Raw genomic sequence first — 11514 nt, forward strand, 5'->3', positions numbered from 1 at the left:
CGTCAACACGCTGCTCGCCTTCGACTCGTTCAACCCGGGCCGCTTCTTCGACCCGGACTCGCTCGAGCCGTACAAGCTCACTCTGGACAGCTTCGACGTCGTCTACGAGACCGAGAACCAGGACGCCTTCGGCGCCCCGACCGACTTCGCGGCCAACGTGACCGTCGAGCACAAGGGGCAGGAGCCGGTGCAGGAGCAGGTCAAGGTCAATGAGCCGCTGCGCACCGGCGGCACCGACGTCTACCTGCTCGGCAACGGCTACGCGCCGACGATCACCGTCACCAACCCGGCCGGCGAGGTCGTCTTCACCGACTCCATCCCATTCCTGCCGCAGGACGCGCAGCTGACCTCGCTCGGCGTCGTCAAGGTGCCGGACGGCCTGGCCGAGCAGGTCGGCATGATCGGCTTCTTCTACCCGACGCAGGCCGCCAGCGAGCCGCCGTTCTTCTCCAGCTTCCCCGATCTCGAGTTCCCGATGCTGACGCTCGACGTCTACTCGGGCGACCTCGGCATCGACGACGGCACGCCGACCTCCGTCTACACCCTCGACATCGACTCCATGACGCAGCTCACCCGCGGCGACACGGGCGTCGACTCGATCCAGTTGATGCCCGGCCAGAGCGCCGAGCTGCCGGGCGGCCTCGGCACCGTGAGCTTCGACAACGTCGACCCGAACGCGCCGGCCGCCGGCGAGCCGGTGAGCGACTACTCGCACAGCGTGCACCGCTTCGCCTCCTTCGACATCCACCATGACCCGACCCAGTTCTGGGTCGCGTTCTTCGCGGTGCTCGTTCTGCTCGGCCTCGGCACCTCGCTGTTCGTCCCACGCCGCCGCGTGTGGGTGAAGGCGATCGAGGAGTCCGACGGCTCGCTGCGGCTCGAGTACGCGGGCCTGGCCCGCGGCGAGGACCCGGCGCTCGACGAGGCCGTCGCGGCCCTCGCGAGCAAGCACGCCGCCGGACTCGGCATCCCCGATGTCGATCCCGCAGCATCCTCCACCCCATCCGCCCCCACCCCTCGCGCTGGCGAGACAAGCGACCTAGGCTAACTCCGTGGCATTCGACGAAATCTCCATCATCGCGCTCTATTCGGCCATGGCCGTTTACGCGCTGGCATTCATTGCATTCTCGATCGACCTCGCCAAGCGCTCGGCGGTCGTGGGCGCGGTGCAGGATGCCGCGGCCGAGGCCGCCGCAGGCGTTGCCTCCGGTGCTGCGGTCGCGGGCACCGCGGCGCAGAACGCGGCAGGCGGAACCGTGCTGACCGCGGAAGCCCCGGCATCCGCCGCCGCCAAGCGCGTCGGGCTTGGGACTGTCGACTACGGCCGCTCGCCCGCGCTGCGCGTCGGCATGGCGCTGACCGTGGTGGGCTGGCTGCTGCACCTCTCCGCCACCGTGCTGCGCGGCGTCGCCGCCGAGCGCGTGCCGTGGGCCAACATGTACGAGTTCGCGATGACCGGCACGCTGGTCATGGTCACGGTGTTCCTGATCGTCAACATCAAGTTCGACCTGCGCTTCCTCGGCACCTTCGTCACCGGCATGGTCGTCCTCCTGCTCGGCCTGGCGACCGTCAACTTCTACGTCAGCGTCGTGCCGCTGCCGCCGTCGCTGCAGTCGGCCTGGCTCGTCATCCACGTCTTCGTCGCGACCTCCAGCATGGGCTTCATGGCGCTCGGCTTCGGCCTCTCGGTGGTGCAGCTGATGCAGACCCGCCGCGTCGCCCAGCCGCTCGAGAAGCGCTCGCGCGGCCTGCGCTTCCTCGACACGCTGGCCCCGGCCGACAAGCTGGAGAGCCTCGCCTACCGCGTGAACATCGTCGGCTTCATCCTCTGGACGTTCACCCTGATGGCCGGCTCTGTCTGGGCCGAGGCGGCCTGGGGTCGCTACTGGGGCTGGGACACCAAGGAGGTCTGGACCTTCATCATCTGGGTCATCTACGCCGGCTACATCCACGCCCGCGCGACCCGCGGCTGGCGCGGCTCCCGCTCTGCCTGGCTGTCGATCATCGGCTTCTCGGCGATCCTGTTCAACTACACGATCGTCAACCTCTTCTTCAAGGGGCTGCACGCCTACTCGGGCCTGTAAGCCGCCAGTTGCTCTCACGCCACTTGCGCCGAGTCCGCGCCAGCTCAGCTGGCGCAGACTATGCGGAAGTGGCGTGTTTGCGTGGCGGGGCGGCGTGCGGCCTGCGGGCTACAGCGCGCGCTCGCGCTCGAGCACGGTGTAGGCGCGGGCGATGCGGGCGATCCACCAGTCGCGGCGGGCCGGCGCCGCGGCGTACCGGCCGAGCAGGGCCGCGTCGGGCTGCACCCGGCGGACGGCGATGGAGCCGCCGTCGGCGAGCAGCGGGTCCGTCGTGACATCGGCGGCGAGCAGCGAGGCCGTGCCCAGTCCGCAGTCGTATTCCAAATCGGGAATGCTCGCGGCGAGGGCGGCACCCATGCTCAGGCCGATCGAGGTGTCGAGGGCGCTGGACACCACGACGGGCAGGCCCACCTGGTGCACGATGTCGAGGGCCCGGCGGATACCGCCGAGCGGCTGCGCCTTGATCACGATCAGGTCTGCGGCGCCCGCGGCGGCCACGGCGAGCGGGTCGCTGGCCCGGCGCACGCTCTCGTCGGCGGCGATCGGAATGCCCATGTAGGCCGTGCGGCGGCGGATCTCGGCGAGCTCCTCCACGCTGGCGCAGGGCTGCTCGGCGTACTCCAGGTCGAACTCGGCCAGGGCGTGCAGGGCGTGCTCGGCCTCGTCGACGTTCCAGCCGCCGTTCGCGTCGATGCGCACCCGTCCCTCCGGGCCGAGCGCCTCGCGGGTCGCCCGCACGCGGGCCACGTCGTCGGCGAGCGTCTGGTCGCTGGCGGCCACCTTGACCTTGGCGGTGCGGCATCCGGGGAAGCGGGCCAGCACCTCGGACACCTGTGCGGCCGGGATGCCCGGGATCGTGGCGTTCACGGGGATCCGCTCGCGGAGTGGGGCAGGGGTCGCCCGCCAGCCGAAGTCGATCGCGGCACGCAGCCAGTTCGCCGCCTCTGCGTCGTCGTACTCGACGAACGGCGAGAACTCGGTCCAGCCCTCCGGGCCCTCGAAGAGTGCCGCCTCGCGCACGGTGATGCCGCGGAACTTGGTCACCATCGGCAGGGTGACCACCCGCGCGTGGGTGAGAATCTCGGCGAGCTCCGGCAGCGGCGACTGGGTCATGTGCCCAGTCTGGCACCGCGGTCATAGGCTGGGAGCATGACTGCCCAGGTTTCCGAGATCTTCGACGCGAGCCAGTGGAGCGAGGTGCCCGGATTCGAGGCGCTCAGCGACATCACCTACCACCAGAGCCTTGACGGCCGGGTGGCGCGCGTCGCCTTCAACCGGCCGGAGGTGCGCAACGCGTTCCGGCCGCGCACCGTCGACGAGCTCTACGCCGCGCTGGAGGACGCCCGGGTCAACCCGCGCATCGGCGTCGTGCTGCTGACCGGCAACGGGCCGAGCCCGAAGGACGGCGGTTGGGCGTTCTGCTCCGGCGGCGACCAGCGCATCCGCGGCCGCGACGGCTACAAGTACGCCGAGGGCGAGACGGCATCCGGCATCGACGCCGCCCGCTCGGGCCGCCTGCACATCCTCGAGGTGCAGCGACTGATCCGCTTCATGCCCAAGGTCGTCATCGCCGTGGTCCCCGGCTGGGCGGCCGGCGGCGGGCACTCGCTGCACGTCGTGTGCGACCTCACCATCGCCAGCGAGGAGCACGGCAAGTTCAAGCAGACGGATGCCGACGTCGGCAGCTTCGACGCCGGCTATGGCAGTGCCTACTTCGCCCGCCAGATCGGGCAGAAGAACGCCCGCGAGGTGTTCTTCCTGGCCCGCGAGTACTCGGCGCAGCGCGCCTACGAGATGGGCGCAGTGAACGCCGTCGTGCCGCACGCCGAGCTTGAGGCCGTCGCGCTCGAGTGGGCCCAGGAGATCCTCACCAAGTCGCCGACCGCGATCCGCATGCTGAAGTTCGCGTTCAACGCGGTCGACGACGGACTGGTCGGACAGCAGGTCTTCGCCGGCGAGGCCACCCGGTTGGCCTACGGCACGGACGAGGCCGTCGAGGGCCGCGACTCCTTCCTGGAGAAGCGCGAACCCGACTGGTCGCCCTACCCCTGGCAGTTCTAGGCCGAATGATGACCAGGCCCCTGCGGGTGATGGACGGCGCGGCGGCGCACGCCGTGTTGCTGGCGCTGCGCGCGGCGCTCTCGGGCGACGGTCCCGCCGTGCTGCCCGCGGCGGCGGCGCCGCCGGCTGAGGCCGTCGAAATCCGCGTGCCGCGCCGGATCGCCCTGGTGATCGAGACGTCCGGCTCCACCGGCACCCCGAAGCGGGTCGCGCTCAGCACAGACGCGCTGCTGGCCTCGGCGGCGGCCTCCGCGGCCGCCCTCGGCGGCGCCGGCCAGTGGCTGCTCGCCCTGCCGACGCACTACATCGCCGGTGCGCAGGTGCTGGTGCGCTCCATCGTCGCCGAGACCGAGACCGAGCCCGTGATCCTGCCCGCCGGGCACTTCGACCCGCTCGTCTTCGCCGAGCACGCCGCCCGGATGGACGCCCCGCTGCGCTTCGTCTCGCTGGTGCCGGTGCAACTGGCCCGGGTGGTCGAGGCGGCCGAGGCGGACGCCGTTGTGCTCGCCGCCGCGCGCCGCTTCGACCGGATCTTGGTCGGCGGCCAGGCGACGCCCCCCGCGCTGATCGCTCGCGCCGAAGCGCTCGGCCTCCGCGTGACGCGCACCTACGGCTCCTCCGAGACGGCCGGCGGCTGCGTCTACGACGGTGTGCCGCTGCACGGCACCCGGCTGCACCTCGCGGGTGAACAGGGCGACGGCGGGCTGATCGAGCTCGGCGGCCCGATGCTGGCCGAGGGCTACCTGGCCGCCGACGGCAGCCTGGACGCCGAGCGGACGGCATCCGCCTTCACCGAGCACCACGGCGACCGCCGCTACCGCACCGGCGACCTCGGTGAGCTGGTCGACGGGCGGCTGCGCGTGCTCGGCCGCTCCGACAACGTCATCATCAGCGGGGGAGAGAAGGTCTCGCTCGAGGCCGTCGAGCGCGTGCTGCACGCCCAGCGCGGCTTCGAGTCCGCCGTCGCCGTCGCCCTGGCCGACCCGGTGTGGGGGCAGGCGATCGTCGTGGCCAGGGCGGATGCCGCAGGCGCCGGTGACGGCGCCGACCTCGAGCGCGTGCGTGCGGCCGTGGCATCCGCCCTCGGCCCCGCGGCCCGGCCGCGCGCCCTGCACACCGTCGCCGAACTGCCGCAGCTGCCGTCGGGCAAACTCGACCGCGCCGCGCTCGCCCGGCTGATCGCAGCGGATGGTGCGCGAACGCGGGATTAGCATGGGGGTGTGGCAGCATCCTCCCGGCCCTCGAGGCCCAAGCAACAGCGAATGAATCCGGCAGCGACGGGACGACCCGGCGCAGGGAAAAACGGAGCAGGCAAGAACGGCGGCAAGACGCCGGCCCGGGCGCAGGGCGCGACGGCCGGTGACTGGGTCTCCGGGGCCCGGCTCCGCACGCTGCCGCTGGCCATCGCGCCGGTCGCGCTCGGCACCGGGGCGGCCGTCGTCGCCAACGGCAACGGACACTGGGAGCCCGTGCTCGCGGTGCTCTGCCTCGTCGTCGCCCTCTGCCTGCAGATCGCGGTGAACTACGCCAACGACTACTCCGACGGCATCCGCGGCACCGACGACCACCGCATCGGCCCGGCCCGGCTGACCGGCTCCGGGGCGGCCGCTGCCAAGCAGGTGCTCGTGGTGTCCTTCGCCTTCTTCGGCCTCGCCGCGCTCTCCGGCCTCGCGATCGTGCTCATCACCCAGCAGTGGTGGCTGCTCGCCGTGGGCGCCGCCGCCATCGCCGCCGCCTGGTTCTACACCGGCGGCAAGCACCCCTACGGCTACTACGGCCTCGGCGAGGTCTTCGTCTTCGTCTTCTTCGGCCTCGTCGCCACCTGCGGCACCACCTGGGTGCAGGCCGGCACCATCAACACCGAGAGCTGGCTCAGCGGCATCGCGATCGGGCTCATCGCCTGCGCGGTGCTGATGGTCAACAACCTGCGCGACGTCGCCCCGGACACCGCCGCCGGCAAGCGCACCCTCGCCGTGCTCGTCGGGCCGCGCGCCGGCAAGGTGCTGTTCTGCGTGTTCCTGTTCGTGCCGTTCGCGATCGCCGGCTTCTTCGCGCTGTTCTACCCGCTCGCCTGGCTGACGTTCTTCGTGCTGCTGCTGGCCCTGCCGGCTGGCATCATCGCCGCGACGGCGAAGACGGCGCCCGAGCTGATCCTGGCGCTCAAGCTCACCAGCTTCACGGCGCTCGGCTATGGCCTGGCGCTCGGGGCCGCATTCGCCTTCTAGGCGCCCCCGGTTCCACGCAAAAAACAGGAGGAGAGCCCCGCCGGCCGCACATGCGGCCCGGTGGGGATCTCCTCCTGTTTTTCTGAAGCGGATGCCGCGGCGCGGGCGCCGCGCTGCAGCTAGCTCTGGCGCTGCTCGGGGGTTGCGGGGGCCTCGGCGGCCGGGGCGGCGGGCGTCTCGCCGAGCGCGTCGAGAACGGCATCCTCGACCTCGTCGTCCTCGCGGACGGGCGCCTTCTCGGCGTGACGCACCTCGTAGAGCTCGCGGGCGACGCTCTCACGCGGCTTGCGGAAGAAGATGAACGAGACGCACAGGCCGATCACGGCGGCCAGCACCGTGGCGATCCACGGGTTCACCTGAATGAACAGCAGCACGATCAACGGCACAAAGAAGGCCAGCAGCCGCACGACGGTAAAGGTGATCCAGGAGCGCTTATTCACCCTCTCAGTGTAGGCGAGAGCCGCTGGACGCCTGCCGGGCAGACCGCCAGCTTGCTCCCACACTTCGCGGCCTAGACTGGGGGCATGACCCGCCTGCTGTTTGGACTCGCAGTCGCGGCCGTGGTGCTCACGGTGTACGCGCTCGTCGACGCCGCGCTTTTCGACCGCAGCCGCATCAGGGGCCTTCCCCGCTTCGCCTGGATTCTGGCCATCCTCTTCGTGCCCGTGATCGGCGCCCTGCTCTGGTTCGTCGTCGGACGCGGCCGCCGCGGCTCCTCGCCGCGCGGCCCCCGCACCGTGGCCCCGGACGACGACCTCGAGTTCCTCGGCCAGCTCGGCCGTGACGCCCAGCAGGAGCAGCGCATCCGCAGGCTCGAGCAGGAGCTCTCCGACCTCGACGGCGGCGCACCCCGCCCCGGCGCCTCGGGTAAGGGCACCGGGCCCGGCACCACCCCCGGCAACGGCCCCGGCGCCGCAACCCCGGGCGGCAACGACGAGACCGGCGACGCCCCCGGCCCCTCCGGCTCGCGGGATGCCTGAGCGCACCGAATCTGGGCTTCAGCCGGCACTGAGCGCGGCCGAGCCCGCCGGCAGCGGCAGCCCGGCCACTGACTTCGCCTGGGCGTTGCTCACCGAGCTGGTGCGCCGCGGCGTGCGCCACCTGGTGGTCAGCCCCGGCTCGCGCTCGCAGGCGCTGGCGCTGGCCGCCGCAGAGCTGGAGCGCCTCGGCGCCGTGCAGCTGCACGTGCGCATCGACGAGCGCAGCGCCGGCTTCACCGCCCTCGGCATCGGCGTCGAGTCCGGCGTGCCCGCCGCCGTGATCACCACCTCCGGCAGCGCCCCCGCTCATCTGCATCCCGCCGTGCTCGAGGCCCACCACGGCCGGGTGCCGCTGCTGGTGCTGAGCGCCGACCGGCCGCACGAGCTCCGCGGTATCCGCGCCAACCAGACCACCCTGCAGGCCGGGCTGTTCGGGCCCGCCGTGCGCCTGGCGGCAGACATCGACGCCCCCGACGAGGCGACGGATGCCGGCACCGCCACCGCCCTCGCGGCGCGCGCCTTCGAGTTCGCGGTTGGCACGCCGGAGCCCGGGCCCGTGCACCTCAACCTGGCGCTGCGCGAGCCGCTCTCCGCGCCGATCCCGCCCGCAGCGCTCGACCGGTTCCGGGCCGAGCTGGACGTCGAGACCGCCCGCGCGCCGCGGCCGGCCGCGGCATCCGCCCTGCCGACGGGCGACCCGGTCGCCGAGCCGGCGCACATCGAGAGGCGCATCGGCACCGTCGTCGTCGCCGGCGCCGGCGCCGGCCCGGAGGCCGAGGCGTTCGCCCGCGCCGGGCACTGGCCGCTGCTCGCCGAGGTGTCCAGCGGCTCCCGCTTCGGGCCGAACCTCGTCGTCGCCGCCCGCGAGCTGCTCGGCTCGCCCGAGTGGGCGCCGGAGTTCGGCGACCAGGTCGACCGCGTCATCGTCTTCGGCCACCCCACGCTCAGCCGCGAGGTGCCGGCCCTGATCGCCCGCCCCGGCGTCGAGACCGTCGTCGTCGACCCCGTCGGGCGCGAGTGGTTCAACCCGTCGCGCTCCGCCCAACGCGTGTTCGCCGTGCACACCGACGACGGCGCCGCCAGCGCTGAGGAGCGCCGCTGGGTCGGCCGCTGGGTGCACGCCAGCCGGAGCATCCGAGACGCGGCAGAGAGCCCGGCCGGCTCCGCCGCGACGGCCGACGCGGATGCCGCCACCGCGCCGCTGCGCAGCGGGGTCGCCCTCGGCGGCCACGTCGAGAACTTCGCGGCGCAGCGCGAGTACGTCGCCACCGAGTTCCGCGCGATCCGGGCTCCGCTCACCCGCAGCAGCCTCATGCAGGCCGTCTGGGCGGCCAGCTGGCCCATGGACCGGCTCGTCTTCGGCGCCAGCCGACTCATCCGCGAGGCCGACCGCGTCGTACCGGGCAAGAAGATCCCCGTGCACGCCAACCGCGGCCTCGCCGGCATCGACGGCACCATCGCCACCGCGATCGGCATCGCCCTGGCCGCGCCGGAGGGCGCGGGCCTGGTGCGCGTCGTGCTCGGCGACCTCGCCGCCCTGCACGACGTCTCCTCGCTGTTCCTCGGTGTGGGGGAGGCACGCCCCCGGCTGCAGCTGATCATCGGCAATGACGGCGGCGGCACCATCTTCGACTCCCTCGAGGTGGCCCAGCGCGCACCCGGGGACGCCTTCGACCGGGTGCAGTACACCCCGCAGGACACCGACTTCGCCGCCGTCGCGGTATCCGCAGGCTGGGCGCACACCCGCGTGACCACCCGCGGCGGCCTGAGCGAGGCGCTCACCGCGGCCGTCACCGGCCCGACGATCATCGAGGTTCCGCTGCCCCGCTGACCGCGCCGCCCTAGCGGCGGGCAGCGGCACGCGGCAAGATGGCCCTACGCAATCGAGGGGAGCCATCGTGGGCCATGCAGCAGAGAGCCTCTGGGACGTGGAGCCGGGCGAGAGCCTGCGGGTTGGCCCCGGCTTCGTGCTCGCCGACGTGGACACCGGCTCCACGCCCGGCTACCCGGGTGACAAGAAGAGCGCGGTTGCGGACCTCGCGGCCGGCGCCGAGGTGTTCGACGGGCTGCAGGAGATGTTCTTCGCGAACAGCCAGCTCGGCGACAAGCGCAAGATCTTGCTCGTGCTGCAGGCGATGGACACCGCGGGTAAGGGCGGGATCCTCCGCCACGTCATCGGGGCCGTCGACCCGCAGGGTGTGCAGATCACGGCCTTCAAGAAGCCGACGCCCGATGAGCTCGCCCACGACTTCCTGTGGCGCATCCGGCCGCACGTCCCGGACGCGGGCAAGATCGGTGTCTTCGACCGCTCGCACTACGAGGACGTTCTGATCGGGCGGGTGCGCGAGCTCGCCCCGGCCGCCGAGATCGAGCGCCGCTACGACGCGATCAACGCCTTCGAGCGGGAGCTCGCTGACGATGACACCACGATCATCAAGGTGATGCTGCACCTCGGTGCCGACGAACAGAAGGCGCGCCTGCAGGAGCGGCTCGACCGACCGGAGAAGCACTGGAAGTTCAATCCCGGCGACATCGACGAGCGCCTGCTGATGCCGCAGTACCGCGAGGCCTACCAGCTGGTGTTCGACCGGACGTCAACGCCGGATGCCCCCTGGTACGTGATCCCGGCAGACAAGAAGTGGTACGCCCGGCTCGCCGTGCAATCGCTGCTGATAGATGCCTTGCGCGGCATGAACCTGAGCTGGCCGGTCGCGGACTTCGACGTCGAGCACGAGAAGAAGCGACTCGCCGAATCCTAACCGGCAGAAGCGGTTACGGATCGGGCTTGACCTCCACCTCGGTTGAGGCAGTTGAGTGGGGGCTGTTGCCGCCCACCCAGCCGAACGGACCCCTCATGCGCTTCTCCACAGTTGCCCTCACCGCCAGCAGCCTCGACGCCGTCGAGGAGTTCTACGGGCGCACTCTCGAGCTGCCCCTCGCCCGGAGCGCCGGCGCCTGCACGGTGCAGATCGGCGGCACCGAGCTGCGCTTCGTGCCGTTCGGGGCGGGCGCCGCCACGCATCCCGTCAACCACCTGGCGATCACCGTGCCGCGCAACCAATTCGCCGAGGCGCGGCACTGGTTGCAGAGCCGCACGGCCGTCATCGAGCTGGACGGCGAGAGCGGGTTCGCGCTGGGGGAGCCGTGGCACTCCGACTCCGTCTACTTCCTCGGCCCCGACGGCATCGTCCTCGAGTTCATCGCCAGGCAAGGTCTGCCGAACGACCGGGTCGAGCCGTTCGGGCCGGGCGGCATGCTCCTGGTCAGCGAGGTCGGGCTCGCCGTGCCGAGTGGGCAGGAGGCCGTCGCGGAGCTCGCTGCCGAGCTTGGGCTGGAGCGCTTCGCCGGGGTCTCCGCGTCCTTCGCCGCCGTCGGCACCGCGGACGCGCTGCTCATCGTCGTGGACGATGGACGCACCTGGTTTCCGACCGCGGATGCCGCGGCATCGGCCGCCCCGCTGCAGATCGAGCTCGTTGGAGCCCCGCGCGCCGGCCGCTACCGGTCGGGGCTCGGTGCGACGGTGGCCGCCCGAGCATGACCGCCCGGGAGTGGCCGTGCCGGCTAGAGCAGGGCGTCGACCATCGGGCGGAACTTCATCCGGGACTCGGCGAGCTCCTGCTCCGGCTGCGACTCCGCGACTATGCCGCAACCGGCATATGCGCGTATCCCGCCGTCGGCGTCGATCTGGGCGCAGCGCAGCGCGATCGCCCACTCGCCGTCGCCTGCTGCGTCCACCCAGCCGACCGGCCCGGCGTAGCGGCCACGGTCGAACGGCTCCAGCTCGTCGATCAGGGTGAGCGCGACATCCGTCGGCGTGCCCGCGACGGCGGCCGTCGGGTGCAGGGCGGCGATCAGGTCGAGCGAGGTCGAGCCGTCGCTCAGCGTGCCCTCGATGTCGGTGGCCAGGTGCCAAAGGTTCGGCAGCTTGAGCGTGAAAGGCACCTCGTCGGCGGCGACGTGGGTGGCGTGCGGGCGCAGCGTGGCCAGCAGGCTCTGCACGGCGAACTCATGCTCGTCGTTGTCCTTCTCCGAGGTGGCGAGGGCCACGGCCGCGGCCTGGTCGGAGGCCGGGTCGGGGCCGCGGGAGATCGTGCCGGCCAGCACGCGCGCGCTCAGATCGCCGTGGTGCGCGCGGATCAGCGTCTCCGGGCTGGATCCGACGAG

12 protein-coding genes are annotated in these 11514 nt (G+C 72.1%); 9 read left to right on the forward strand and 3 right to left on the reverse strand.

What is annotated here, in order from left to right; all coding sequences use genetic code 11:
* Together resB and ccsB are read left to right on the forward strand one after the other, a co-directional pair.
* The coding region (gene resB, locus GY24_RS15830; RefSeq protein WP_145958847.1) for a cytochrome c biogenesis protein ResB at positions 1–1048 on the forward strand (1048 nt) is incomplete at its 5' end.
* A gap of 46 nt (positions 1049–1094) precedes the next feature.
* Positions 1095–2084: a c-type cytochrome biogenesis protein CcsB gene (ccsB, locus tag GY24_RS15835; RefSeq protein WP_104477438.1), complete on the forward strand. Its 990-nt coding sequence runs from the start codon at positions 1095–1097 to the stop codon at positions 2082–2084.
* Positions 2085–2192: 108 nt separating this feature from the next.
* On the opposite strand, the gene GY24_RS15840 is transcribed toward ccsB, so the two are convergent.
* Complete coding sequence (locus tag GY24_RS15840) at positions 2193–3197, reverse strand: o-succinylbenzoate synthase (protein ID WP_104477424.1); 1005 nt, start codon at positions 3195–3197, stop codon at positions 2193–2195.
* A gap of 36 nt (positions 3198–3233) precedes the next feature.
* Between GY24_RS15840 and GY24_RS15845 the strand changes: the two genes are divergently transcribed.
* From GY24_RS15845 to GY24_RS15855, 3 genes are read left to right on the forward strand one after another with little or no spacing between them, the layout of a single operon-like run.
* Positions 3234–4145, forward strand: a complete 912-nt coding sequence (locus tag GY24_RS15845; RefSeq protein ID WP_083362645.1) for a 1,4-dihydroxy-2-naphthoyl-CoA synthase — start codon at positions 3234–3236, stop codon at positions 4143–4145.
* Positions 4146–4153: 8 nt separating this feature from the next.
* Positions 4154–5356 carry an AMP-binding protein gene (locus GY24_RS15850; RefSeq protein WP_233279419.1) on the forward strand — a complete coding sequence of 401 codons (1203 nt, stop codon included), beginning with the start codon at positions 4154–4156 and terminating at the stop codon, positions 5354–5356.
* 51 nt (positions 5357–5407) lie between these two features.
* Positions 5408–6370 carry a 1,4-dihydroxy-2-naphthoate polyprenyltransferase gene (locus GY24_RS15855; protein ID WP_104477428.1) on the forward strand — a complete coding sequence of 321 codons (963 nt, stop codon included), beginning with the start codon at positions 5408–5410 and terminating at the stop codon, positions 6368–6370.
* A gap of 119 nt (positions 6371–6489) precedes the next feature.
* On the opposite strand, the gene GY24_RS15860 is transcribed toward GY24_RS15855, so the two are convergent.
* A complete protein-coding gene (locus GY24_RS15860; protein ID WP_104477430.1) occupies positions 6490–6810 on the reverse strand; it encodes a DUF4229 domain-containing protein in 321 nt (106 codons plus the stop codon).
* Positions 6811–6894: 84 nt separating this feature from the next.
* Here GY24_RS15860 and GY24_RS15865 point away from each other — a divergent pair, with 84 nt between their 5' ends.
* The 4 genes from GY24_RS15865 to GY24_RS15880 all read left to right on the forward strand — a co-directional run bounded on the left by GY24_RS15865 (position 6895) and on the right by GY24_RS15880 (position 10888).
* Positions 6895–7350: a PLD nuclease N-terminal domain-containing protein gene (locus tag GY24_RS15865; RefSeq protein ID WP_133161223.1), complete on the forward strand. Its 456-nt coding sequence runs from the start codon at positions 6895–6897 to the stop codon at positions 7348–7350.
* Positions 7343–9181, forward strand: coding sequence for a 2-succinyl-5-enolpyruvyl-6-hydroxy-3-cyclohexene-1-carboxylic-acid synthase (gene menD, locus GY24_RS15870; protein ID WP_104477432.1), 1839 nt, complete (start codon positions 7343–7345; stop codon positions 9179–9181). The genes GY24_RS15865 and menD overlap by 8 nt, the downstream gene beginning before the upstream one ends.
* A gap of 67 nt (positions 9182–9248) precedes the next feature.
* Entirely contained in the window at positions 9249–10109 is an 861-nt protein-coding gene (locus tag GY24_RS15875) for a polyphosphate kinase 2 family protein (protein WP_104477434.1), read from the forward strand.
* A 95-nt stretch (positions 10110–10204) separates the two neighbouring features.
* Entirely contained in the window at positions 10205–10888 is a 684-nt protein-coding gene (locus GY24_RS15880; protein ID WP_104477436.1) for a VOC family protein, read from the forward strand.
* 23 nt (positions 10889–10911) lie between these two features.
* Here GY24_RS15880 and GY24_RS15885 read toward each other — a convergent pair.
* The coding region (locus GY24_RS15885) for an isochorismate synthase (RefSeq protein WP_193953627.1) at positions 10912–11514 on the reverse strand (603 nt) is incomplete at its 5' end.

Source organism: Microterricola pindariensis (assembly GCF_002936985.1).
In the GTDB taxonomy this organism is placed as follows: Bacteria; Actinomycetota; Actinomycetes; order Actinomycetales; family Microbacteriaceae; genus Microterricola; species Microterricola pindariensis.